This window comes from Bradyrhizobium sp. IC3195, from assembly GCF_020193585.1.
Lineage (GTDB): Bacteria > Pseudomonadota > Alphaproteobacteria > Rhizobiales > Xanthobacteraceae > Bradyrhizobium > Bradyrhizobium yuanmingense.
In genome coordinates this window covers 1-22,677 of sequence record NZ_JADYVG010000006.1, presented here as the reverse complement: position 1 = coordinate 22,677, position 22,677 = coordinate 1, and the positions used below count along the sequence as shown (strand labels likewise).

General features: G+C 64.7%; 23 protein-coding genes, 1 pseudogene and 1 riboswitch. Of the genes and pseudogenes, 17 read left to right on the top strand and 7 right to left on the bottom strand.

Translation table 11 applies throughout. The annotated features are described in order from the left end of the window. Positions 1 to 85 precede the first annotated feature (85 nt). Positions 86 to 811: a L,D-transpeptidase gene (locus I6F09_RS14445; protein WP_036003416.1), complete on the top strand. Its 726-nt coding sequence runs from the start codon at positions 86 to 88 to the stop codon at positions 809 to 811. Positions 812 to 908: 97 nt separating this feature from the next. Continuing rightward, positions 909 to 1,340: a c-type cytochrome gene (locus I6F09_RS14440; RefSeq protein ID WP_036003413.1), complete on the top strand. Its 432-nt coding sequence runs from the start codon at positions 909 to 911 to the stop codon at positions 1,338 to 1,340. Between the two features lie 39 nt (positions 1,341 to 1,379). Here I6F09_RS14440 and I6F09_RS14435 read toward each other — a convergent pair whose 3' ends face one another. Beyond that, positions 1,380 to 1,658, bottom strand: a complete 279-nt coding sequence (locus tag I6F09_RS14435) for a hypothetical protein (RefSeq protein ID WP_225188351.1) — start codon at positions 1,656 to 1,658, stop codon at positions 1,380 to 1,382. Further along, positions 1,655 to 2,449, bottom strand: coding sequence for a thioredoxin family protein (locus I6F09_RS14430; RefSeq protein ID WP_225188350.1), 795 nt, complete (start codon positions 2,447 to 2,449; stop codon positions 1,655 to 1,657). Before I6F09_RS14430 ends, I6F09_RS14435 begins: the two co-directional genes overlap by 4 nt. Positions 2,450 to 2,539: 90 nt before the next feature. On the opposite strand from I6F09_RS14430, the gene I6F09_RS14425 reads away from it, so the two are divergent. The 7 genes from I6F09_RS14425 to I6F09_RS14395 all read left to right on the top strand — a co-directional run bounded on the left by I6F09_RS14425 (position 2,540) and on the right by I6F09_RS14395 (position 10,982). Continuing rightward, the gene (locus tag I6F09_RS14425) at positions 2,540 to 3,760 is read left to right on the top strand and encodes a helix-turn-helix domain-containing protein (RefSeq protein ID WP_225188349.1); all 1,221 of its coding nucleotides are present in this window, start codon (positions 2,540 to 2,542) and stop codon (positions 3,758 to 3,760) included. A 29-nt stretch (positions 3,761 to 3,789) separates the two neighbouring features. Next, positions 3,790 to 4,428 (top strand): glutaminyl-peptide cyclotransferase, encoded by a 639-nt coding sequence (locus tag I6F09_RS14420; protein ID WP_057026952.1) that lies wholly within the window; start codon positions 3,790 to 3,792, stop codon positions 4,426 to 4,428. 138 nt (positions 4,429 to 4,566) lie between these two features. Next, entirely contained in the window at positions 4,567 to 6,129 is a 1,563-nt protein-coding gene (locus I6F09_RS14415; RefSeq protein WP_225188348.1) for a DUF4403 family protein, read from the top strand. A 330-nt stretch (positions 6,130 to 6,459) separates the two neighbouring features. Next, the gene (locus tag I6F09_RS14410; RefSeq protein ID WP_225188347.1) at positions 6,460 to 7,569 is read left to right on the top strand and encodes an ABC transporter ATP-binding protein; all 1,110 of its coding nucleotides are present in this window, start codon (positions 6,460 to 6,462) and stop codon (positions 7,567 to 7,569) included. 65 nt (positions 7,570 to 7,634) lie between these two features. Further along, positions 7,635 to 8,684, top strand: coding sequence for an ABC transporter substrate-binding protein (locus I6F09_RS14405; protein ID WP_225188346.1), 1,050 nt, complete (start codon positions 7,635 to 7,637; stop codon positions 8,682 to 8,684). Positions 8,685 to 8,892: 208 nt separating this feature from the next. Beyond that, positions 8,893 to 10,155 carry an ABC transporter permease gene (locus I6F09_RS14400; RefSeq protein ID WP_036013273.1) on the top strand — a complete coding sequence of 421 codons (1,263 nt, stop codon included), beginning with the start codon at positions 8,893 to 8,895 and terminating at the stop codon, positions 10,153 to 10,155. Continuing rightward, complete coding sequence (locus tag I6F09_RS14395) at positions 10,152 to 10,982, top strand: ABC transporter permease (RefSeq protein ID WP_225188345.1); 831 nt, start codon at positions 10,152 to 10,154, stop codon at positions 10,980 to 10,982. Before I6F09_RS14400 ends, I6F09_RS14395 begins: the two co-directional genes overlap by 4 nt. A 79-nt stretch (positions 10,983 to 11,061) precedes the next feature. Here I6F09_RS14395 and I6F09_RS14390 read toward each other — a convergent pair whose 3' ends face one another. Both I6F09_RS14390 and I6F09_RS14385 read right to left on the bottom strand, forming a co-directional pair. Continuing rightward, positions 11,062 to 11,589, bottom strand: coding sequence for a PRC-barrel domain-containing protein (locus I6F09_RS14390; protein WP_036013268.1), 528 nt, complete (start codon positions 11,587 to 11,589; stop codon positions 11,062 to 11,064). 211 nt (positions 11,590 to 11,800) lie between these two features. Next, positions 11,801 to 12,330: pseudogene (locus tag I6F09_RS14385) on the bottom strand (hypothetical protein). Positions 12,331 to 12,509: 179 nt separating this feature from the next. On the opposite strand from I6F09_RS14385, the gene I6F09_RS14380 reads away from it, so the two are divergent. Both I6F09_RS14380 and I6F09_RS14375 read left to right on the top strand, forming a co-directional pair. Further along, the gene (locus I6F09_RS14380; RefSeq protein ID WP_036013265.1) at positions 12,510 to 13,280 is read left to right on the top strand and encodes a response regulator; all 771 of its coding nucleotides are present in this window, start codon (positions 12,510 to 12,512) and stop codon (positions 13,278 to 13,280) included. 11 nt (positions 13,281 to 13,291) lie between these two features. Next, positions 13,292 to 14,614, top strand: coding sequence for an ATP-binding protein (locus I6F09_RS14375; RefSeq protein ID WP_225188344.1), 1,323 nt, complete (start codon positions 13,292 to 13,294; stop codon positions 14,612 to 14,614). Here the strand turns inward: I6F09_RS14375 and I6F09_RS14370 are convergent, their stop codons facing one another. After that, on the bottom strand, positions 14,615 to 14,815 hold the full coding sequence (locus I6F09_RS14370; protein ID WP_036013259.1) for a hypothetical protein: 201 nt from the start codon (positions 14,813 to 14,815) through the stop codon (positions 14,615 to 14,617). A 230-nt stretch (positions 14,816 to 15,045) separates the two neighbouring features. On the opposite strand from I6F09_RS14370, the gene I6F09_RS14365 reads away from it, so the two are divergent. From I6F09_RS14365 to thiC, 6 genes are all read left to right on the top strand, one after another. After that, entirely contained in the window at positions 15,046 to 15,609 is a 564-nt protein-coding gene (locus I6F09_RS14365; RefSeq protein ID WP_036013256.1) for a lytic transglycosylase domain-containing protein, read from the top strand. 169 nt (positions 15,610 to 15,778) lie between these two features. Next, a riboswitch (TPP riboswitch) is annotated at positions 15,779 to 15,907 on the top strand. Continuing rightward, on the top strand, positions 15,895 to 16,905 hold the full coding sequence (locus tag I6F09_RS14360; protein WP_225188343.1) for an FAD-dependent oxidoreductase: 1,011 nt from the start codon (positions 15,895 to 15,897) through the stop codon (positions 16,903 to 16,905). Its footprint overlaps the riboswitch before it by 13 nt. Next, positions 16,896 to 17,093 carry a sulfur carrier protein ThiS gene (gene thiS / locus I6F09_RS14355; RefSeq protein ID WP_109144703.1) on the top strand — a complete coding sequence of 66 codons (198 nt, stop codon included), beginning with the start codon at positions 16,896 to 16,898 and terminating at the stop codon, positions 17,091 to 17,093. Before I6F09_RS14360 ends, thiS begins: the two co-directional genes overlap by 10 nt. A gap of 196 nt (positions 17,094 to 17,289) precedes the next feature. After that, a complete protein-coding gene (locus I6F09_RS14350) occupies positions 17,290 to 18,072 on the top strand; it encodes a thiazole synthase (protein ID WP_036028480.1) in 783 nt (260 codons plus the stop codon). Further along, positions 18,059 to 18,667 carry a thiamine phosphate synthase gene (locus I6F09_RS14345; RefSeq protein WP_225188342.1) on the top strand — a complete coding sequence of 203 codons (609 nt, stop codon included), beginning with the start codon at positions 18,059 to 18,061 and terminating at the stop codon, positions 18,665 to 18,667. Before I6F09_RS14350 ends, I6F09_RS14345 begins: the two co-directional genes overlap by 14 nt. Before the next feature lie 161 nt (positions 18,668 to 18,828). Further along, positions 18,829 to 20,727 (top strand): phosphomethylpyrimidine synthase ThiC, encoded by a 1,899-nt coding sequence (thiC, locus tag I6F09_RS14340; protein WP_225188341.1) that lies wholly within the window; start codon positions 18,829 to 18,831, stop codon positions 20,725 to 20,727. A gap of 44 nt (positions 20,728 to 20,771) precedes the next feature. Here thiC and I6F09_RS14335 read toward each other — a convergent pair whose 3' ends face one another. Then, positions 20,772 to 21,863, bottom strand: a complete 1,092-nt coding sequence (locus I6F09_RS14335) for a hypothetical protein (protein ID WP_225188340.1) — start codon at positions 21,861 to 21,863, stop codon at positions 20,772 to 20,774. Between the two features lie 112 nt (positions 21,864 to 21,975). Then, positions 21,976 to 22,560 carry a DUF4145 domain-containing protein gene (locus I6F09_RS14330; RefSeq protein ID WP_225188339.1) on the bottom strand — a complete coding sequence of 195 codons (585 nt, stop codon included), beginning with the start codon at positions 22,558 to 22,560 and terminating at the stop codon, positions 21,976 to 21,978. Positions 22,561 to 22,677: the final 117 nt, after the last annotated feature.

Genomic DNA, 22,677 nt, shown 5'->3' with positions numbered 1-22,677 from the left:
AACGTTTTGCCGTTAGGAATTCAGGCAACGGAGCACCGCAACGGTGCCGCGGTGAGCAAAACACCGAGCAAACAGGGGCGATCACATGTTCAATCTGGACACGTTCAAGACGTTTTCGCGCGCCGTTGCACTCAGTGCCGTCGCGGTCTCCGCAATCGCGTTCGCTGGCGCAGCCAAGGCCGCGCCGGTGCAGATCTTCCCGTTCTTCCAGCCGCTGCCGCCGATGACCGCGCCGCAGCCGCTGCAGCCGTATCAGCCGTCGTATCAGCCCTATCAGGCGCCGACCTACCAGACTGAGCCCGAGGATCAGGACGCGGTCGAGCTGCCGGCCCGCTTCCGCCGCCAGACCGTCTCTTACGCGACGCGCGAAGCGCCGGGCACGATCATCATCGATACGCCCAACACCTATCTCTATTACGTGCTCGGCAACGGCCAGGCATTGCGCTACGGCATCGGCGTCGGGCGCGACGGCTTCACCTGGTCCGGAATCCAGTCGGTGAGCCGCAAGGCCGAGTGGCCGGCCTGGACGCCGCCGCCGGAAATGATCGCCCGCCAGCCCTATCTGCCGCGCCACATGGCCGGCGGCCCCGGCAATCCGCTCGGCGCACGCGCAATGTATCTCGGCGGCACCATCTACCGTATCCACGGCACCAACGCCCCCGAAACGATCGGCAAGCGCGTGTCCTCCGGCTGCATCCGCATGACCAACGAGGACGTCACCGACCTCTATTCCCGCGTCAACGTCGGCACCAAGGTGATCGTGCTGCCGATGACCGAGCGCCGCGCAGACCTCGGCGCCGCGAGCCGCTGAAGCGACAGGACAACGTAACGCGAACGGCCCCGGAACCCACCGGGGCCGTTTTCGTTTGCCCTGACATCCCGTTGCGCCTGTTGCGGCGCAATCCCCGATGGAGGCGCAAATGCGACCACGAAGGCAACCCTCGCCAAGCCCATGGCTGCACGCCCTCGCCGGCGCCGGAGCACTGACGCTGCTCGTGTCCGCGCCCGCCTCGCTCGCGCAGCAACCCGCGCCTGACGACGCCGGCAAGCAGGCTTTCAACAATTCCTGCCGCACCTGCCATTCCATGAAGGAAGGCGACAATCGCCTCGGTCCCAATCTCAACAAGATCGTCGGACGCAAGGCCGGCTCGCTGCCGGACTACAATTACTCCTCGTCCATGAAAGAAGCCGGCTTCGCCTGGGACCAGGACAAGCTCACCCGCTTCATGGTCAAGCCGGACGAGGTCGTGTCCGGCCACAAGATGCAGCCCTATGGTGGCATCTCGAAGGACGAAGCGGGTAAGGTGGTTGCGTATCTGCAAGCGGCGGGCGGGCAATAGATCGCAACGCGCTCTTTCCGCTCCACGATTGCGGCGCGCTTACCGGCTGACTGCGCCCCGCCACTCCGCTATCAGCCTCAGCCACGCCGCGGCGTGGAACGCGCTCATCAAGAGATACATCGGCACCATCCCGCCGAGCAGAGAGCCCTGCCCGGCGCCGCACAGCATCTCCGCGGGCCCACCCCCGGGCAAAGCCGTCAGTACGGCCATGATGGCGAAGGTCGGCGTGGCCGCCAGCCCCAGCCATCTGGCGAGGTGGCGTGCGGCCGCGACGCCGTCGGGGAGGCCGCTGGGGACCGCGCTGAGCGGACCGGTCATTTCCGCTCCCCCGCGGCCTCCTCGCGAAACGCCTTCTCGCCGGCGTCCGAGATCTCCACCCATCGCTGGTCTGGCGCGGCGCCTTCGGTGTAGCTGTCGTGCCAATTCCACCATTTGTAGGTCGGGGTCTGCGGATAGCCTTCCGGCGAGTCCTCCCACACCTCCTGGCGGCCGAGCGGGGTGATGTCGAGATAGTTCCAAGTCCCGCCCATCTGCTCGTCGCCGCGGCTCTTGACGAAATAGGTGCGGAAGATGCGTGTCCCGTCTCGGTAGAACACATTCGTCCCGTGCCATTCGTCGACGCCGAAATCGGCATCGAAGCTGTCGGTGATGGTGACCCAGGGCATGATCCAGCCCATCCGCTGCTTCAGCCTGACGATGTCGGCTTGCGGCGCGCGCGAGGCGAACACCAGCGTGGTGTCGCGGGCATTCAAGTGCGAGACATGGGCGACCTGGTCGGCCACCATGGAGCAGCCGCGGCAGGCGTGATCGGGCCAGCCGAACACGCCGGGCTCGAAGAAGGCGCGATAGACGATCAGTTGCCGTCGGCCCTGGAACAGGTCGTGCAGACTGAGCTTGCCGCCGGGCCCCTCGAACGCATAGGTTTTGTCGACAGCCATCCACGGCATGCGGCGCCGCTCGGCAGCCAGGGCGTCGCGGGCACGGGTATGCGCCTTCTCCTTCACGAGCAGCTGCAGACGGGCCGCCTCCCAGTCCTGCGGCGACACCACCGGCGGTGTCTGCATGGCGGTCTTTCCGTTGGTTCCTGCTTTTTCTGCTGATGTCATCATGACTCTCCAAAGCTTTTGCTTGACGTCCTGCCAACGATTTCTGGCACCAAGCGGCCGCGGTGCGGGAGTAACAAGTGTGGCGGGATTGACATGGACTCGCTGATCACTGCCGCTGCGCGCGCGTTAGAGGCCGGCGATCCGCTCGGCGCCCTGAACCGCGTCGCGCTGCGCAACGATGCGCCGTCGCTGGCGCTGCGCGGCATCGCGATGGCGCAGCTCGGCGATCTCGCCAAGGCCAAGTCGCTACTGCGCACCGCCGCGCGCGCCTTCGGTCCGCGCGAGGCGGTGGCACGCGCAAGATGCCTGGTGGCCGAAGCCGAGATCGCGCTGGTCTCACGCGATCTGAACTGGCCGGTGAAGACGCTCGCGGCGGCACGCGCGACGCTCGAACAGCACGGCGATCTCGTCAATGCCGCCCATGCGGGCCATGTCGAGGCGCGCCGCCTGCTTCTGGTCGGTCGCCTCGACGAGGCCGAGCGCACGCTCGCCGAAGTCCGTCCCGCCATGCTCCCGCCCGCGTCGCAGGTCGTCCGGGAGCTCGTGCTCGCCGGCATCGCCATCAGGCGGCTCAGAACGAACGACGCGCGCACGGCGCTCGGCCGCGCGGCTCACGCAGCGCGCCTTGCAGACATTCCGGCGCTCGTGGCCGAGGTCGACAGCGCGAGCCTGATCCTCGACACGCCGGCAGCACGCCTGATCGCCCGCGGCAGCGAACATCCGCTGTTGCTGGGAGAGGTCGAACGTCTGGCGACCTCGACGGCGCTGGTCGTTGATACCTTTCATCACGTCGTGCGCAGGCAAGGCGTCGCGGTGTCGTTCGGAACGCGTCCCGTGCTGTTCGCGCTCGTGCGTCTCCTGGCCCAGGCATGGCCAGCGGATGTCTCGCGCGAGACGCTGATCTCGGGCGCCTTTCAAGCCAGGCACGCCGACGAATCGCACCGCGCGCGCCTGCGCGTCGAGATCGGACGACTCCGCACCAAGCTCGCGCCGCTGGCCGATATCAGCGCGACGAAGCAGGGCTTCGTGCTGGCGCCGCGGAAGACGCGCGACGTCCTCGTGCTGGCGCGGCCCGTTGAGGAGAAGCACGCCGCCGTCCTCGCCTTTCTTACCGACGGCGAGCCATGGTCGAGCTCGGCGCTCGCGCTTGCGCTTCGCATCAGTCCGCGCACCGTGCAGCGCGCGCTCGAGGAGCTGGCGCGGTCGGGCAAGGTGCAGTCGTTCGGACACGGACGGGCGCGCCGCTGGATGACGCCGCCCGTTCCGGGTTTCCCGACAGGCTTGTTACTCCCCACGCCGCTCCTGAAGACGTAGGATGCGCGTTAAGCACAGGGAGCAAGCACATGAAACGTTCAGCCGCCGAGATCGTCACGGAGTATGGACCCTTTCCAGGCGTCGAGGCCGTGCATGGCGTCACCTATGACGGCACGCGCGTCTGGTTCGCTTCCGGCGACAAGTTGAACGCGCTCGATCCGGCCGACGGCAGGATCGCGCGCTCCATCGACGTCGCCGCGCATGCGGGAACGGCGTTCGACGGACGGCACCTGTTCCAGATCGCCGAGGACCGCATCCAGAAGATCGATGCGGCCTCGGGCAAGGTGCTCGGCACCATTCCGGCGCCCGGCGGCGGCGGCGATTCCGGCCTCGCCTGGGCCGAGGGCTCGCTCTGGGTCGGGCAATATCGCGAGCGCAAGATCCATCAAATTGACCCCGAAACGGGGAAGATCCTCCGCACCATCGAGAGCAAGCGCTTCGTGACTGGGGTGACCTGGGTGGACGGCGAGCTCTGGCACGGCACCTGGGAGAACGAACAGAGCGATTTGCGTCGGATCGACCCGGAAACGGGACAAGTGATCGAGCAGATCGACATGCCCGCCGGCACGATCGTGTCAGGCCTGGAATCGGACGGCGGTGACCGTTTCTTCTGCGGCGGAGGCAATCGCGGCAAGGTGAGAGCGGTCCGGCGCCCGCGGCAAAGCTAATCATGCGTCTGGCGTGACGGCACGCCGACGGCGCGTCACAATCCGTAACCTGTTCGCCCCAATTCCACCCAACGGGTGCGCTCTAGCGCCCTCCTCGCCCGCCCTGTAGAATCCCCGTCGGGGCGACTTGGGGGATTGATGCGTCTGACGTGGAATCTGAAGACTATCCTGATCGGTGTCGCGGTGCTCGCGGCGTCGTTCTTCATCAGCCTGAAGGCGATGGACTGGCTGGCGCCGCGCGCGACGGATTCGGCGCCGCCGGTCGCACAGCTGCCGCCGCTGCCGCCGGCTTCGAAGAGCTCCATCGTGATCGCGCCGGTCGCCATCGCGCTGTCGGCGATCCGCGAGCAGGCCGAGAGGGCCGCGCCGCGCAATTTCGCCGGCAAGGCCGACAACCCGATCTCGCAGATCCTGGAGAATGCCGATATCGGCTGGTCCGCCGTCCGGGGCCCGATGGCGGCAGCCGGCGACAAGGACGTGCTGACGATCTCGACCCCGCTCACCGGCAAGCTCAACGTGACCGGCTCGCTGTCGTCGAAGGCCACAGGCGCGCTTGGCGATGCGCTCGGCAGCGTGCTCGGCGGCGACGCCGCGAAGCGGATCGGCGCGGTCAACATCAAGAACCTGAACGCGAGCGCGGAGATCAAGGGCAACGTCGTCGTTACCTCGCGCCCGAAGCTCGCCGCGGCCTGGTATCTGGAGCCCAATCTCGGCGCCCAGGTCAATCTCGGCGACACCAACCTCAACGTCGCCGGCGCCAAGGTCAACGTGCCCGCGCAGGTCAAGCCGCTGATCGACAAGACCGTCGGCGAGCAGATCAACGCCGTCTCCGAGCGCATCCGCAACGATCCCAGCCTGCGCGAGAATGCCAAGGCGCAATGGATCAAGGCCTGCCGCTCGATCCCGCTGCAAGGCTCGGGTTCCTCACTGCCGCCGCTGTGGCTCGAGATGAAGCCGGTGCGCGCGATCGCGGCGCAGCCGCGCGTCGATGCGCAGGCCGTGACCTTGCTGCTCGGCCTGGAGGCCGAGACACGCGTGACCTCGACGCCGACCAAACCGGACTGCCCGTTCCCCGACAAGATCTCGATCGTGCCGCCGACCGGCACCGGCGTGAACATCGGGGTGCCGATCGACGTGCCCTTCACCGAGATCAACAAGCTGATCGCAGCGCAGATGGTCGGCCGCACCTATCCGGAGGACGGCTCCGGCCCGGTCGACGTGACCATCAAGAGCGCCAACGTCGTGCCCTCGGGCGACCAACTGCTGATCTCGCTTCTGGTGCGCGCCAAGGAGAAGAAGAGCTGGTTCGGCCTCGGCGCCGAGGCGAATGTGCACATCTGGGGCCGGCCGGTGCTCGACCAGGCGCAGCAGACGCTGCGGCTCACCGACATCCAGCTCGCGGTGGAATCCGAGGCCGCCTTCGGCCTATTGGGTGCCGCCGCCCGCGCCGTCGTCCCGCAGATGCAGCAGGCGCTGCTGCAGAGGGCAACCCTGGATCTGAAGCCGATCGCCGCCAACGCCCGCGAGAAGATCGCCGCCGCGATCGCCGATTACCAGAAGAGCGAGGACGGCCTCAAGGTCGAGGCCAGGATCGACAGCCTCACTCTCGCCGACATCGCCTTCGATTCCAAGACCCTGCGCGTGGTCGCGGAAGCCGGCGGCTCGCTGAACGTATTCGTGACGAAGCTGTCGGGGATGTAGCGCGTCCCTGCGCATCGCAGGGCCGTCGCATGTGAGAGCTCTTCCCTGCGGCCATCCTTCGAGACGCCCGCTTGGGCGGGCTCCTCAGGATGAGGGCGGAGTGCGCGGCAGCTGTTGCAACGAGCACGGACGCCGATGAGTCTCATCCTGAGGAGGCGCGCAAGCGCCGTCTCGAAGGACGAGGCGTGCGTGCAGGCGCCGCCACCCGTCAGAGGCGGTTGTCCCGCCACTCGCCGGACCCGCACAATTCCTCGTCGCTTGCGCCGCTGGCATTCTCGCTGCAGGATGCTAATCTCGCACGCGCATTGTAGGGGACAACGCGAGGACAACATGGAAGCCGGCATGGTCACGCCTGCGCCGGCGCTGGTGCGTTTTTCCGGCATTCAAAAGACCTATGATGGCGAGCATCTCGTGGTGAAGAACCTCGACCTCGACATCAGGAAGGGCGAATTCATCACCCTGCTCGGCCCGTCGGGATCGGGCAAGACGACCACGCTGATGATGCTGGCCGGCTTCGAGGTGCCGACCCATGGCGAGATCTACCTCAGCGAGCGGCCGATCAAGAACGTGCCGCCGCACAGGCGCGACATCGGCATGGTGTTCCAGAACTACGCGCTGTTTCCGCACCTGACGATCGCGGAAAACATCGCCTTCCCGCTCTCGGTTCGCAAGTCGAGCAAGGCGGAGACGCAAGAGCGCGTCAGCGCGGCGCTGCGCATGATCAAGATGGAAACTTTTGCGCACCGGCGGCCCGGGCAATTGTCCGGCGGTCAGCAGCAACGCGTGGCGCTGGCCCGCGCGCTGGTGTTCAATCCGCAGCTCGTGCTGATGGACGAGCCCTTGGGCGCACTGGACAAGCGGCTGCGGGAGCAGATGCAGCTGGAGATCAAGCAGCTGCACGAGACGATGGGCATCACGATCGTCTATGTCACCCACGACCAGAGCGAGGCGCTCACGATGTCGGACCGCATCGCCGTATTCAACGACGGCATCGTGCAACAGATCGACCGCCCCCACGCGCTGTATGAGCATCCCGTGAACAGCTTCGTCGCCCATTTCATCGGCGAGAACAATGTGCTCGCCGGCACCGTAGAAACCGTCGAAAGGGATTATTGCCGCGTCGCGCTGGCCGGTGGCAGCACAGTCGCCGCACGGGCGGTCAACGTGTCAGGCGCAGGCGCATCGACCTCTCTGTCGGTGCGGCCGGAGCGTGTCGCAATAATTCCCAATGGCAATTCCAGTGAGGGACCGAACCGGCTGCCGGCAAAAGTGCAGAACACCATCTATCTCGGCGACCACGCGCTGGCCGTGCTGGATGTGGCCGGCAACGCCGAGTTCATGGTCAAGCTTCAGCCGGGAGCGCATCACGGCCTAAGACCTGGCGAAAGCGTGTTCATCACCTTCCGCCCGGAAGACTGCCTCGCCCTCGATCCCGTCTGATCTGCCGGCGACGAAACTGAAACAATCAATGTCAACGCAACTCACATGAAGAAGGAACGAAGACCATGCTGAAGCGCAAGATTGCTCTGGGTTTCGCCGCGGCATTGGGCGCCGGTGTCGCGCTGACCAATGTCGCAGAAGCGCGTGACCTCACTGTCGTCTCGTGGGGCGGCGCGTATCAGGAGGCCCAGAAGAAGGTCTATTTCGAGCCGTTCAAGAAAGCATCCGGCATCGCGATGAACGACGAATCCTGGGACGGCGGCGTCGGCGTGCTGCGCGCCAAGGTGCAGGGAGGCGCCGCCACCTGGGACGTCGTCCAGGTCGAGAGCGATGAGCTCGCGGTCGGCTGCGAGGAAGGCCTGTTCGAGAAACTGGACTATTCGAAGATCGGCGGCGAGGCCGCCTACATCCCGCCGTCGGTCAATCCTTGCGGGGTCGGCGCCATCCTCTACGATTTCGTCCTCGGCTACGACAAGGACAAGCTGAAGGAGGCCCCCAAAGGCTGGGGCGACTTCTTCGACACCAAGAAGATTCCGGGCAAGCGCGCGCTGCGCCAGGGCCCGAAGACCACGCTGGAGATCGCCCTCATGGCCGACGGCGTCGCACCGAAGGACGTCTACAAGGTGCTGGCGACCGACGAAGGCATCGAGCGCGCCTTCAAGAAGCTCGACACCATCAAGGGCGACCTCGTCTGGTGGAAGGCCGGCGCGCAGCCGCCGCAATTGCTCGCCTCCGGCGAGGTGGCGATGACCTCGGTCTACAATGGCCGCATCGACACCGCGAACAAGAACGAGAAGAAGAACTTCGGCATGGTGTGGGACGGCGCGCTCTTCACCCTCGACAGCTGGGTCATCCTGAAGGGGAGCCCGAACAAGGATGCGGCCTACAAGTTCCTGGACTTCGTCGGAAAGGCGGAGAACCAGTCCAAGCTGTCGGAGAACATTGCCTATGGCACTTCGAACAAGGATGCCGCCGGCCGGCTCGCGCCCGCCGTCCTGAAGGACCTGCCGACGGCGCCTGATAACATCAAGAACGCGGTCGAGATCAACGTGGCCTTCTGGCTCGAGAACATCGACCGCCTGACCGAGCGCTTCAACAAATGGGCCGCGAAATAGCGGGAGCAGCTAGAGGTGCGCGCGGACAACTCGCCCGTGGCGCATCCTTCGAGACGCCCGCCTACGGCGGGCCCTCAGGATGAAGGTCTGAGTCTGTGGCAGCGACGTTACTGGCACCAATGTCAATGAGCCTCATCCTGAGGAGACCGCGAAGCGGTCGTCTCGAAGGACGAGGCGCTTGCTCAGGCTGCTCCAAGAGGCTTTCTCCATGACAGCAGCGCCCGCGCTCGGCGCCGATAACAAGACTGAGGTGCCGCTCAAACGCCGATTGAGGCGTGCGGAGCGGACACGTCAGGTCAAGGCATTGGCGCTGGTCCTGCCGCTTCTGCTGTTTCTGCTCTTCACCTTCGCAGGTCCCATCGCCGGCATGCTGTGGCGCTCGGTCGAGGACTGGGAGGTGCGTCAGGTCCTGCCGCAAACGGTCGCTGCTCTTGCCAGTTGGGACGGCAAGGACTTGCCGGATGAAAACGCCTATGCGGCGCTTGCAAGCGACATCCTGGCGGCGCGCGCCGCCGGCACCCTTGCGATTGCGGCCAAACGGCTCAACTACGCGCTGAACGGCTTCCGCACGATCCTGACCAGCACAGGACGCAATCTGAAGGCGGTGCCTGAGCCCGGTACGGCCAGGGAGACGCTGGGCAGGATCAACCCCGCCTGGCGCGAACGCGCCACCTGGACCACGATCAAGGACGCCGGCGGCCCGATCACCGGCTTCTACCTGCTCGCCGCGCTCGACCTGACGCGAAACGCCGACGGCGCGATCGTCGCCGCACCACCGGATCAGGCCATCTACCGCGACATTTTCCTCCGCACCTTCCTCATCAGCCTCGCTGTCACGGCCCTCTGCCTGATTCTCGGCTTTCCGGTCGCCTACCTCCTGGCGACGCTGCCGCCCGGCCGGTCGAACCTCTTGATGATCTTCGTGCTGCTGCCGTTCTGGACGTCGCTCCTGGTTCGCACCTGCGCCTGGATCGTCCTGTTGCAGAGCAAGGGCGTCGTGAACGATAGTCTGCTCTGGCTCGGCATCATCGACGCACCCTTGCGCCTGATCTACAACCGCTTCGGCGTCTGCGTTGCCATGACCCACGTTCTGCTGCCGTTCATGATCCTGCCGCTGTACAGCAGCATGAAGGCGATCTCGCCCGCCTACATGCGTGCCGCCGCTTCGCTCGGTGCACCGCCCCTCACCGCCTTCCTACGGATCTACCTGCCGCAGACCCTGCCTGGCATCGGCGCGGGAAGCCTGCTCGTCTTCATCCTGGCGCTCGGCTACTACATCACGCCGGCCCTCGTCGGCGGCGCCGCCGACCAGATGATCAGCTACTTCATCGCCCTCTACACGACCGAGACGGCCAATTGGGGCCTTGCTTCGGCGCTGGGCGCGGTGCTGCTGCTCGCCACCGTTCTGCTCGCTCTCGTCTACGGCAAGCTGGTGCAGGGCCAGCAGGTCACGGGAGGGATGAAGAATTGAGCGACAATTCCTCCTTGCGCACCCCCAGCCAGCGCATCGCGTGGACCGCGACTATCGTTGTCTCCACGCTGGTGTTCATCTTCCTGATCGCGCCGATCCTTGCGATCATGCCGCTGTCGTTCAGTTCCAGCTCGTACCTCACCTATCCGCTGCCGGGCCTTTCCTTGCGCTGGTACGACGACTTCGTCAATTCGCCGCGCTGGATGAACTCGCTCAAGAACAGCGTGATCATCGGCGTCGCCTCGACGCTGTTGTCCATGGTCCTCGGCACGCTGGCCGCGCTGGGGCTGGCGCAGTGGAAGAGCCGGTTCAAGCCGCTCGTGCTGGCCTTCGTGCTGTCGCCGGTGGTGGTGCCCGGGGTCATCACCGCGGTCGGCCTGTACTTCTTCTTCGCGCCGATCGGGCTGACCGGCAGCTATCTCGGCCTGATCCTGGCCCACACCGCGCTGGCGACGCCCTTCGTGGTGATCACGGTCGGGGCGACGCTGCAGAGCTTTGACACCAACCTGGCACGCGCCGCCGCCTCGCTCGGCGCCTCGCCAATCTACGCGTTCCGTCGCGTGATCCTGCCGCTGATCCTGCCGGGTCTGGCATCAGGCGCGCTGTTCGCGTTCGCAACCAGCTTCGACGAGGTGGTGATCGTGCTGTTCATGGCGGGTCCCGAGCAGCGCACCCTGCCGCGCGAGATGTTCAGCGGCATCCGCGAGAACATCAGCCCGACCATCACGGCAGCGGCCGTGATCTTGACGACCGTCTCGGTCATCCTCCTCGCCACCCTTGAGGCCCTGCGCCGGCGCAACGAACGGCTGAAGGGCAGCGGGAGTTGAGGACGCAGGAGGTCGAAGACACGACAGCGCGCCCGGTGAAAACCAGGCGCGCTTCGTTCAGGCAGTTACGCGAGCCGCATTACTCCGCGTACTTGAACTGCGGCATGTTCTTCAGCTCGTCCTTGCTGGCATTGAACACGGCGTGGTCCGGGTACCATTTCGACGCGGACGACGTCGATGCGGTCGCGGCGGGCCTGTCGGTACCGGTCGCAGCGCCGGTCGTCGTGCCGGCGGGCCGGGCGCCGGTGTTCGCGCCGGTGCCGGTATAGGCGACGGGCTCGTTGACGAACTTCAGCTTCTCGTAGGGCACGGCGACCAGATGCTCGCCCATGCCGAGGAAGCCGCCGACGCCGATCACGGCGATCTTGATGTCACCGTTCTTGTCCATCAGCAGGTCGTTGATCGTGCCGATGTTCTCGTTGGCCTCGTTGTAGACCTTCAGGCCATCCATCTTCGAGGTGCGCCACTGGCCGGAAGCCGTCGTGGTCGTTGCGGTGGCCGCAGGGGCCGCCTTGTCGGTGGTGGCGGCGGGCGGCGTTTGCGCGATTGCGACGGTCGCAAGTAGCGCGGTACCGGCGAGGCCGGTGACGATCGATTTCATCAACATTGTTGTCCTCTCCTTCACAAAAAACTCGTGCGGAGAAAACCGCTCTGATCGGGCCCAGTTCCGTGCGCGCCGCAATTTCGTCGCGCCATGCGCGAACTGTTCCTGCGTCACTCAGGAACATTTTGCGATGCACGGTTCCCCGCCGACGATCATGCGCATTGCGGCAAGGCAGGACCGCGGCGAGGACCGCGCCGACCCGGCGTCGCCGAGGTCAGCTCTTGTAGTCGATCAGGAGCGCGGCGAGGCTCGAATTGCCGGTTGAGCTGCCATTGGCACCGTAGGAGGATGCTGACGATTGCGATTGCTGCAGCGCCTGGAGGAATTGCTGGAGGATCTCGGCGGTGGTCTGGTCCGTCGAGCTACTGCTCGTCGAATCCGTCGTCGTCGAATCCGAAGAGCCGTCGTCCGGCGGCGGACCGCCTAGTCCACGCGCGAAGGCGGACTGAAACACGCTTTTCAGCTCCTCGGCCTGTTCGGAGGTCAGCGTCCCGTTCGACACTTCGCTCGAGATGAGGTCCTCGATCTTCGACTGCATCTCGTCCTTGGAGGGAGGCGCGCCGCTCGACTGGCCGCTCGATCGGCTCTGCTGGAGCGCCGTGTCGATATCCGTCAGCGCCGTCGAGAGCGCGGACTGGTCCGACGAGAGATCGTGCCGGCGGAGACTTGCGACTGCAATTCCTGCTGAAGCCGTTGCAGTGGCGATTGATAGCTGCCGGCGGAGGCCGCCGAGATCGAGGTCATGATGGCTCCCTTGGTTTTGCGGGTTTCGCCGCGGACCACGCCACGGTATGGTTAACGGCCTTAACGAGAGCTTGCCGCTCGGCGGTGTGGCGATTGCCGTCCGTTGCTGATCGCCCGGTAGAAACAATTCGAAACAAAAATCTTCGCCTTTTGGCCGGAATTTTGGACAAACAAGGTCCATGGCCATTCCCAATCCCAACATCCTGGTCGTCGAGGACGACCGCGAAACCCGGACGCTGATTGCGAAATATCTGCGCAACAACGCCTGCAACGTCACCGCCGTCGCCGACGGCCGCGAGATGTCGCGCGCTATGGCCGACCACCGCGTCGATCTCATCATTCTCGACGTCATGCTGCCTGGCGAGGACGGCCTAAGCCTGTGCCGCAAGGTGCGCGCCGAAAACCAGACGCCGATCATCATGCTGACCGCGCGCGGCGAGGACATCGACCGCATCGTCGGCCTCGAGATGGGAGCGGACGACTATCTGCCGAAGCCGTTCAATCCGCGCGAGCTGCTCGCCCGCATCAACGCGGTGCTGCGTCGCCAGGCGGCCGCGCAAGCGGCGAGCTCGGTCGAAGGTGCCTCCGCGCTCACCTTCGAAGGCTGGCGCATCGATCTGCGCTTGCGCGAGCTCCGCAATCCCGCAGGCGCGCGCGTCGCGGTGACCAGCGCCGAGTTCGACCTGCTGCGCACGTTCTGCGAGCGGCCCGGCCGCGTGCTGTCGCGCGACAGCCTGCTCGACCTCACGCAGGGGCGCAGCACCGGCTCGTTCGAGCGGTCCATCGACGTGCTGGTCAGCCGCATCCGCCGCAAGATCGAGCCCAATCCGGCCGATCCCACCCTGATCAAGACGGTGCGCTCCGGCGGCTATCTGTTCACGCCACGAACCGAGGTCGCGAAAACCGAGGCAGCAAGCGCCGAAGCGACCACAGTGCCCGCGAGCAGCTGAGGGGGACGACGATGAAGCCGTTCTCGTTCTTCCACCTCAAGGGTATCGGCGGGCAGATCGCCGCGCTGGTGCTGGCCTCGACAGTGACGCTCCATCTCGTCATCACCACCGCCTTCCTGATCATCCGGCAGGACCGCCCTGATGCCCCGCCGGACCGGGCGCATCAACTGGCCGATGCCGCGCTGCTGCTCGAGGCGGCGGAGGCGAGCGAGCGTCCGCGCCTCGTCACCGATCTCGCGCGCGCCTTCCCCGGGCTCGGCATCGAGATGCTGGCGCCCGGCACGGCCAATCTCGCGGAGAGCGACAGCCTGCATCTGCGCTGGATGCGCCGCCATCTCGGCCGCGCCTACAAGACCGGACGGCTGGCTTCAGGCAGCATCGAGCCCCGTATCGGCGTGCAATTGCCCGACGGCACCGTGATCGCGGGCCATGTCGATGGCGCCCCGCGGCCGTTGTTCTCTGGCGCGCCCTGGCTGATGGCACTGATGAGCGCCTTCATCTGCGTCACCGTGCTCGGCCTGTGGGCGGCGCGCGCGCTGACGAGGCCGCTGTCGTCCTTCGCCGCGGCGGCGGAGAATTTCAGCCTCGAGGGCGCCGCCGAGCCGCTGCCCGAGCGCGGCCCGGAGGAGATCCGCGCGGTGGCGCGCGCGCTCAACCGCATGCACGAGCGGATCGTGCGGCTGATGTCGGACCGCACGCGGATGCTGGCGGCGATCAGCCACGATTTGCGCACGCCGATCACGCGGCTGCGCCTGCGCGCCGAGTTCATCGAGGACGAAGCCAACCGCAAGCGCATGCTGATGGATCTCGACCAGATGCGCGCGATGCTGGAATCGGTGCTGTCGCTCTTGCGCGACGACCGCAAGGTCGAGGCGGTGACGCTGGTCGACATCGCCAGCACGCTGCAGCTCGTCGCCGATCAATTCGGCGACATGGGCCAAGTCGTGCACTATGTCGGGCCGGCGTCCGCGACCGCCGCCGCGCGGCCCGACGATCTGCATCGCGGCGTCACCAACCTGGTCGAGAACGCGGTGCGCTTCGGCGCCGAGGTGACGATCCGCCTCGACGCCTCGGACACCATGCTCGTCATCGACGTCGAGGACGACGGCCCCGGCATTTCGGATGCACGCAAGCAGGAGATGCTGGAGCCGTTCGCGCGCGGCGACGACGCGCGCACCATGGACTACTCCACCGGCTTCGGGCTCGGCCTGTCGATCGCGCGCGCAATCGCGCTCGGCCACGGCGGCGAGCTGTCGCTGCATGACCGCGCCCCGCGCGGCCTGATCGTGCGGATGCGATTGCCGGTCTCGCAGGCACCGCGCCTTGCCGCCTGATCAAGCCGCGAGCGGCGGGTGCTCGATCGCCTCGTGCGGGAAGATCGCCACCGCCTCGAAGCGGTAATTGCAGGCGTGGCAGGTCCAGAGATAGGAGACGCGCCCCTCGCCCGGCTCGATCCAGTCAGGGAACGGGATCGGTGTGCCACATTGTGCACAAGGGTTCTGCTTGGGAATGTCGTCGATGTCTGCAGGGGTCATGGACGTCTCCCGAGTGCTGGCTTTGACTAGCGATTGTTGGGCGAATGCGCGAAATGGACAGACCCGCTGTCGCGTAAGGCACTCCACCAGCTCCGAGCTTAACCCAGGTTTAAGTCGCAAAAGCGACGAGCCGGCGAAAATCGCCGTTGGTGACATTTCGCCACATCATCGCCGTGTTCCCACGGCCTAACGCGCTCGGGCGCGGGTCCGTTATGCCGAGGAATATTTCGATGAAAATCTTACGAATTGTCGCGCTGCTCGCGGCCGGATTGACGTTGCCGCAGGCAGCTTTCGCCGGGCAAGCCGAATATGCCGAGATGGTGGCCGCCCATGCCCGCGCCAACGGCGTGCCGGAAGCGCTGGTGCATCGCGTCATCATGCGCGAAAGCCGCTATCAGCCGCATGTGGTCGGTCGCGGCGGCACCATCGGGCTGATGCAGATCAAGCTCGCGACCGCCCGCGGGGTCGGCTACACCGGCGATGCAGCCGGCCTACGCGATCCCAACACCAACCTCACCTACGCCGTGAAGTACCTCGCCGGCGCCTACCGCGCCGCCAATGGCGATCACGCGCGAGCCGTGCGTTATTTCGCGGGCGGCTATTACTACGCTGCAAAGCGCCAGCGGCAGGAGGCCGTTCAGGTCGCCAATGCCGGCGAGACCATGGGTCAGGGCACTATGGGCCAACCCTGGCTCGAGCCGAACGGCAACCCGCAGCCGATGTTCGGCGCGCCGACGCACAGGAAGCTCGCCCAGCGGGTCCGCAACGCGCGGGCACAGGTTCCCGCTCATTGATCTCCGTCATGGCCGGGCTTGACCCGGCCATCCACGTCTTTGCATCCGCGCCAAGAATGGATGCCCGGGCCTTCGCCTCGCCGAAGCGGCTTTGGCCGCGCAGGCGGGACAAGCCCGGGCATGACGACTGTTACCGCGTTGACCACCCCATCCTGCTGGCATACATTACCACCGTTCCGAGGGGTGCTCCGAGGAGGAGCTGAGATACCGCTAAATGGGCAATACCGCCCAGGACCGCGGTGACCCTTTGAACCTGATCCGGGTCATGCCGGCGAAGGGACAGGGATGTTGCAGACCATCAAGCGACCGGATTCACCGGTATCCATCATCGGCGCAGGCATCGCGGGCGCCTGGCAGGCGTTGCTGTTCGCGCAGGCCGGTCATGCCGTCACCTTGCACGAGCGCGGTGACGAGGCGATGACGGATGCCACCAGCCATTGGGCCGGCGGCATGCTCGCGCCCTATTGCGAGGCCGAAGTCGCCGAGCCCATCATCAGCCGCTTGGGGCTGCGCTCGCTCGATCTCTGGCGGCGCGAGCTGCCCGACACGCCGTTCAACGGCTCGCTGGTCGTCGCCCACCCGCGCGAGCGCAACGATTTCGAGCGGTTTGCGCGCATGACCGCGGATCACCGCCGGCTCGATGCCGCAGGCCTAGCCGCGCTCGAGCCGTCGCTGGAGGGCCGCTTCCGCGACGCGCTGTTCTTCCCGGCCGAAGGCCATGTCGAGCCGCGCCGCGTGCTGCCGCAGCTGCACGAGCGCATCAAGGCTGCCGGCGGCACCATCAAGTTCTGCAGCGACGTCACCGCGAACGAGCTTGACGGCATCGTCATCGACTGCCGCGGCCTTGGTGCCCGCGACGAGCAGAGCGAGCTTCGCGGCGTCAAGGGCGAGATGATCCTGATCGAGACGGACGAGGTGCAGCTGGCGCGCCCGGTGCGGCTGATCCATCCGCGTTGGCCGCTCTACGTGATCCCGCGCGAGAACGGCCTGTTCATGCTGGGCGCGACCTCGATCGAGGCCGAAGACACCGGCGTCAGCGTGCGCTCCGCGCTGGAGCTATTAGGGGCCGCCTACACCGTGCACCCGGCGTTCGGCGAAGCCCGCATCGTCGAATTCGGCTCGGGGCTGCGCCCCGCTTATCCCGACAATCTGCCGCGCATCGGCATTCGCGATCGTAAGATCAGCGTCAACGGCCTCTACCGCCACGGCTTCCTGATTGCGCCCGCGCTCGCCGAGCTGACGCTCGCCTATGTCGAGCGCGGCCAGATCGACAACGAGGTAATGCAATGCTCCTGATCGTCAACGGCGAGCCGCGCGAGGTCAGCGCAGCCAGCGTGGACGCGCTGCTCGCCGAGCTCGACTACGAAGGCAGCCATTTCGCCATCGCGCTCAATTACGACGTCGTGCCGAAAAGCCGCTGGGCCGAGACGAGCCTGAAGGCCGGCGACGAGATCGAGATCATCACGCCGCGGCAGGGAGGGTGAGGATGGTGATGGCTGTCTATTTGTCGCGCCGGCGCGCGCCGCACATTCCCCTGTCATCGCCCGGCTTGACCGGGCGATCCAGTACGCCGCGGCTTCACGGTTCCAGCCGCACTGCCGCGGCGTACTGGATCCCCGCCTTCGCGAGGATGACAGCTACATCTGGGCTGACACCGTCTTCTAAGGAGACACCTCCCACATGGTGACCTTCTACGGCAAAACCTTCGCCTCCCGCCTGCTGATCGGCAGCGCGCTCTATCCCTCGCCTGCGATCATGCAAGGCGCGATCCGCGCCTCCGGCGCCAACATCGTCACGGTCTCGCTGCGGCGCGAATCTGCCGGCGGCAAGACCGGCGATGCGTTCTGGAAGCTGATCCGCGAGCTCGACGTCACCGTGCTGCCGAACACCGCCGGCTGCCGCACCGTGCGCGAGGCGGTGACGACGGCCAAGCTCGCCCGCGAATTGTTCGGCACAAGCTGGATCAAGCTGGAGGTCATCGCCGACAACGACACGCTGCAGCCTGACGTCGTCGGCCTGGTCGAAGCCGCCGGCATCCTGATCAAGGACGGTTTTGAAGTGTTCCCCTATTGCACCGAGGACCTCTCGGTCGCGAGCCGCCTGGTCGAAACGGGGTGCAAGGTGGTGATGCCGTGGGCCGCGCCGATTGGCAGCGCCAAGGGCATCACCAACCGCGATGCGCTAAAACTGTTGCGCGAGCGGCTGCCCGACATCACGCTGGTGGTCGACGCCGGCTTAGGGGCGCCCTCCCACGCCGCGCAGGCGTTCGAGCTCGGCTATGACGCCGTGCTGCTCAACACCGCCATCGCCAAGGCCGCCGATCCCGTCGCGATGGCGAACGCCTTCCGCCTCGGCTGCGAGGCCGGCCGCACCGCTTACGAGGCCGGGCTGATGAACGCCCGCGACTTCGCCTCGCCCTCCACCCCTGTCGTTGGGACCCCGTTCTGGCATGCCGTATCCTGATCGCTTCTATCCCGTGGTCGACAGCCTGGCCTGGGTCGAACGCCTGACCAAGCTCGGCGTCGGCACCATCCAGCTGCGCGCCAAAGAGCTGAACGACGCCGACGCGCTGCAGATCGTCACCGACGCGCTGGCCATCACCAAGGACACGCAGGCCAAGCTGGTGGTGAACGATTATTGGCGCGCAGCGATCGTTGCTGGTGCACAATACCTGCATCTCGGCCAGGAGGATCTTGCAGACGCAGATCTCGGCGCTATCCGCGAGGCCGGCCTCAAGCTCGGCATCTCCACCCATGACGACGCCGAGCTTGAGACCGCGCTGGCGGCGAAGCCCGACTACGTCGCGCTCGGCCCGATCTTCTTCACGACCCTGAAATCGATGCGCTTCGAGCCGCAGGGCATTCCCAAGATCACCGAATGGAAGCAGCGCATCGGCACCATCCCGCTGGTTGCCATCGGCGGCATCAAGTTCGAGCACGCCGCCGAGATCTTTGCCGCAGGCGCGGATTCGATTGCTGTTGTCTCCGACGTCACCCAAAACCCCGACCCCGATGCCCGCGTGCGGCAATGGCTCGGCCTGTCGAAGGAGGCGGCGTGATGCACATGACACCCTGTTCATCCCGTCACCCTGAGGTGGCCGCTTCTTCAGCGGCCCTCGAAGGGCGACGGCCCGGCTCTTTCATCCTTCGAGGCGCGCAAGTGCGCGCACCTCAGGATGACGAGAGCAACAGCATGCATGCAAATTAACCGGAGGATCCCATGAACATCCGCTCCAACCCCGACAAAACCGTCCCCGCCGTCACCACCGGCCCGCTGCCCTCCTCGCGAAAGATCTTCGCGACCCCCGACGCCGCGCCTGATATCCGCGTGCCCTTGCGCGAGATCATCCTCTCCGAAGGCGCGGGCGAGCCGAACCTGCCGGTCTACGACACCTCCGGCCCCTACACCGATCCGAGCGTCACCATCGACGTCAACGCCGGCTTGGCCCGCAACCGCAAGCAATGGGTGCTGGAGCGCGGCGGCGTCGAGGAATATGAGGGCCGGCAGATCAAGCCGGAGGACAATGGCAGCGTCTCCACCGACAAGGCGGCGCGCGCGTTCAGCGCCTATCACAAGCCGCTGCGCGGCCTCGACGGCCACAAGATCACCCAGCTCGAATTCGCTCGCGCCGGCATCATCACCAAGGAGATGATCTACGTCGCCGCGCGCGAGAACCTTGGCCGCAAGCAGCAGCTCGAGCGCGCCGAAGCCGCCCTCGCCGACGGCGAGAGCTTCGGCGCCTCGGTGCCCGCCTTCATCACCCCGGAGTTCGTTCGCTCGGAGATCGCGCGCGGCCGTGCCATCATCCCCTCCAACATCAACCACTCAGAGCTCGAGCCGATGATCATCGGCCGCAACTTCCTGACCAAGATCAACGCCAATATCGGCAACTCCGCGGTGACCTCGTCGGTCGAGGAAGAGGTCGAGAAGATGGTGTGGGCGATCCGCTGGGGCGCCGACACCGTGATGGACCTCTCGACCGGCCGCAACATCCACACCACCCGTGAGTGGATCCTGCGCAACTCGCCGGTGCCGATCGGCACCGTGCCGATCTACCAGGCGCTGGAGAAGTGCAACGGCGATCCCGTCAAGCTGACCTGGGAGCTCTACAAGGACACCTTGATCGAGCAGTGCGAGCAGGGCGTCGACTATTTCACCATCCACGCCGGCGTGCGCCTGCAATACATCCACCTCACCGCCAGCCGCGTCACCGGCATCGTCAGCCGCGGCGGCTCGATCATGGCGAAGTGGTGCCTGGCGCATCACAAGGAGAGCTTCCTCTACACCCATTTCGACGAGATCTGCGACCTCATGCGCAAGTATGACGTCTCGTTCTCGCTCGGCGACGGCCTGCGTCCCGGCTCGATCGCCGACGCCAACGACCGCGCGCAGTTCGCCGAACTCGAGACGCTCGGCGAGCTCACGAAGATCGCGTGGGACAAGGGCTGCCAGGTCATGATCGAGGGCCCCGGCCACGTGCCGATGCACAAGATCAAGATCAACATGGACAAGCAGCTCAAGGAGTGCGGCGAGGCGCCGTTCTACACGTTGGGACCGCTGACCACCGACATCGCGCCGGGCTATGACCACATCACCTCAGGCATTGGCGCTGCCATGATCGGCTGGTTCGGCTGCGCCATGCTCTGCTACGTCACGCCGAAGGAGCATCTCGGCCTGCCCGATCGCAACGACGTCAAGACCGGCGTCATCACCTACAAGATCGCCGCCCACGCCGCGGACCTCGCCAAGGGCCACCCCGCCGCGCAACTGCGCGACGACGCCCTCTCCCGCGCCCGGTTCGAATTCCGCTGGACCGACCAGTTCAACCTCGGCCTCGATCCTGATACCGCCAAGAACTTCCACGACGAGACCCTGCCGAAGGAAGCCCACAAGGTCGCCCATTTCTGCTCGATGTGCGGCCCAAAGTTCTGCTCGATGAAGATCACGCAGGACGTGCGCGACTATGCAGCGACGCTCAACGATCCGAACAGCGTGGGCATGTCGATCAGCGGGACTGCCGAGGACGGGATGGCGAGGATGAGCGCGAAGTTCAAGGAGATGGGGAGCAGCGTTTATCTCGATGCGGAGAAGGTGAAGGAGAGTAATCGGGTGTTGTGAGGGAGAATTCCGCGTTTTGACGTAGGGCCAGCACGATGCTGGCCCTACGTTCTTCTCTTAAGGATTAACTCAGCGAAGAACAGCTCACCCTGCTTTAGGATCACGCGCGTTCCGTCTGAAACCATCTCCACGACGGCATCGGACAATCTTGTATCTATGCGCGTGTCTATATCATCCCCAAAAAGCGAAGAGACTGATGCCAGTTCCTGCAGCAAGTCCCTGTCGACACCTTGGCGAACTACTAGGGTGTCAAAAGACTCCCCCCTAACCAAGCCTGGAAGGTTGATCGTTATCGTCCTCCCTTCAAAATCTTTGGAACCAAACGTAAAGTGCTCAAGATCCCGCGACTTCAGTTCATCCGACGCTCGCTCTGAGCGAGCTTGGGTGGTTTCGCGCACTCTGTGCCTCTCTACGTACTTTAAGTAATCACGCGCTTCCGAGACGTCTGGAGGCAACGACAATTCCATCGAGGACTCGTTCAACCCAATCATCCCAAGCGCGCGAGCGACCGATAGGCGACGTACTTTTGATTTAATTTCTCGTGCGTCTGACGATTCCAGAGTCAGAATAGGATCAACTTCCGGATCAATAACCCTCAGACTACTATTTCGACGCCGATCCTCGTGGGAGATCGACAATCCAGCGGCGAGACGCTCGCCTCGGATATCGTCGTTCAGAAGTATAACCTGTTTTTGGGACAACGCATCCGTTAGATATCCATCGCGCGCCCCCGCCCCCGACTGCGTCCCCTTACATTCGAGGACATGCCACTTATTTGTCTTATCAAGAACCACATAGTCAGGCGCTTTGCTTGGCCCCACTTTCGCGGTTGGAGCGTTTGCTCTCTTCTTCAAACGATGGGGAAACTGAAGCATGAAGCTACGACCGTGGACAATATCCTGAAAGCCACCTAACCGGTCGAATAGCCATTGAGTCGATAGAGCCACTCCAAGGTCGTCGCTCAGAATAGTCTTCAAATGTGGATCGAGATCGGAGAAATCTCTCGTTATTCGGAAATCGTCATCATTGGTAATCGCAAGAAAATAACGAAGCCAAGCCCATGTTCGCGCTGGCGATGCAGGCGATATCAAACTCGGCAACGTTAACGAACCAAGCATCAGCAGTGCCATCTTCATGTCGAGCCTTTGAATGCCCGACGAACCCCGAAGCCACTGGGGAACGGGATTTCCCCCCCAGGTACTCTCATCTACCTCTACAGCGAGCTGCTTTACGAGCATTGATAACCGCCTAGATGCGAGAACTCTTTTGTGGCAACTGTTCGAGCACTGGGCGCAACACTTCCTGCAAAAGCTTGATCTGCTGAATCAAGTCGAGAGCCTCGCTCGACGACAATTCTCCCGCACTTCCTCCATGCGCTGCGGCGTTTCGCGCCTCGCGCAAGCTCTGAAAGAGAGTAATTGCGCTTAGCGGGATAAATTTCTGCTTCTCTAGAGCCTTTAGAACTTCATAGAGGTTTCTAGCTGGGCGATCATCCGGCATTCTCGCGCGAAGCTTGAGAATCAGAGCTTCAAGCTCTTTGAACGATTGAATTAGCGCAGCTTCTGGGAAGGACTTCGCTAATTGCAGGAGCGTCGGATCGAGGCCTATGACATCGGGGGCAAGTAAACCTTTTTCTACTTGCACCACCTCGCCTGCATCGACTGCTTCGCCGACTTTCTCTGAGAGTTCGACATTCACTCCTGCGGCCCCTATTCTCCTTATCTGGACAATCAATATTCGAAGTTGATCTTTGAACGCATATACGATCGCAACGATTGCTGCTGGCCAAGCTACCGAGCCAATTGCACTCGCAATAAATTGCTTCCAATCCATAAAATGCCCCCATACGCCGGAACCACCTTCTCAATTTTAAATTGATTTATGCTATTAGACCAAAGTTAGACACTGGACGCCTAGCTTGACCAAAGTTTTTCGAGCCCACCGCCTCCC

Coding starts and splice junctions, on each gene's coding strand:
- I6F09_RS14405 (WP_225188346.1), top strand. CDS start 7,635: ATGCTGAAGCGCAAGATTGCTCTGGGTTTCGCCGCGGCATTGGGCGCC.
- I6F09_RS14440 (WP_036003413.1), top strand. CDS start 909: ATGGAGGCGCAAATGCGACCACGAAGGCAACCCTCGCCAAGCCCATGG.
- thiC (WP_225188341.1), top strand. CDS start 18,829: ATGAACATCCGCTCCAACCCCGACAAAACCGTCCCCGCCGTCACCACC.
- I6F09_RS14380 (WP_036013265.1), top strand. CDS start 12,510: ATGGCCATTCCCAATCCCAACATCCTGGTCGTCGAGGACGACCGCGAA.
- I6F09_RS14390 (WP_036013268.1), bottom strand. CDS start 11,589: ATGTTGATGAAATCGATCGTCACCGGCCTCGCCGGTACCGCGCTACTT.
- I6F09_RS14430 (WP_225188350.1), bottom strand. CDS start 2,449: ATGATGACATCAGCAGAAAAAGCAGGAACCAACGGAAAGACCGCCATG.
- I6F09_RS14425 (WP_225188349.1), top strand. CDS start 2,540: ATGGACTCGCTGATCACTGCCGCTGCGCGCGCGTTAGAGGCCGGCGAT.
- I6F09_RS14365 (WP_036013256.1), top strand. CDS start 15,046: ATGAAAATCTTACGAATTGTCGCGCTGCTCGCGGCCGGATTGACGTTG.
- I6F09_RS14415 (WP_225188348.1), top strand. CDS start 4,567: ATGCGTCTGACGTGGAATCTGAAGACTATCCTGATCGGTGTCGCGGTG.
- I6F09_RS14445 (WP_036003416.1), top strand. CDS start 86: ATGTTCAATCTGGACACGTTCAAGACGTTTTCGCGCGCCGTTGCACTC.
- I6F09_RS14420 (WP_057026952.1), top strand. CDS start 3,790: ATGAAACGTTCAGCCGCCGAGATCGTCACGGAGTATGGACCCTTTCCA.
- I6F09_RS14330 (WP_225188339.1), bottom strand. CDS start 22,560: ATGGATTGGAAGCAATTTATTGCGAGTGCAATTGGCTCGGTAGCTTGG.
- I6F09_RS14435 (WP_225188351.1), bottom strand. CDS start 1,658: ATGACCGGTCCGCTCAGCGCGGTCCCCAGCGGCCTCCCCGACGGCGTC.
- I6F09_RS14370 (WP_036013259.1), bottom strand. CDS start 14,815: ATGACCCCTGCAGACATCGACGACATTCCCAAGCAGAACCCTTGTGCA.
- I6F09_RS14345 (WP_225188342.1), top strand. CDS start 18,059: ATGCCGTATCCTGATCGCTTCTATCCCGTGGTCGACAGCCTGGCCTGG.
- I6F09_RS14410 (WP_225188347.1), top strand. CDS start 6,460: ATGGAAGCCGGCATGGTCACGCCTGCGCCGGCGCTGGTGCGTTTTTCC.
- thiS (WP_109144703.1), top strand. CDS start 16,896: ATGCTCCTGATCGTCAACGGCGAGCCGCGCGAGGTCAGCGCAGCCAGC.
- I6F09_RS14375 (WP_225188344.1), top strand. CDS start 13,292: ATGAAGCCGTTCTCGTTCTTCCACCTCAAGGGTATCGGCGGGCAGATC.
- I6F09_RS14360 (WP_225188343.1), top strand. CDS start 15,895: ATGTTGCAGACCATCAAGCGACCGGATTCACCGGTATCCATCATCGGC.
- I6F09_RS14350 (WP_036028480.1), top strand. CDS start 17,290: ATGGTGACCTTCTACGGCAAAACCTTCGCCTCCCGCCTGCTGATCGGC.
- I6F09_RS14335 (WP_225188340.1), bottom strand. CDS start 21,863: ATGAAGATGGCACTGCTGATGCTTGGTTCGTTAACGTTGCCGAGTTTG.
- I6F09_RS14400 (WP_036013273.1), top strand. CDS start 8,893: ATGACAGCAGCGCCCGCGCTCGGCGCCGATAACAAGACTGAGGTGCCG.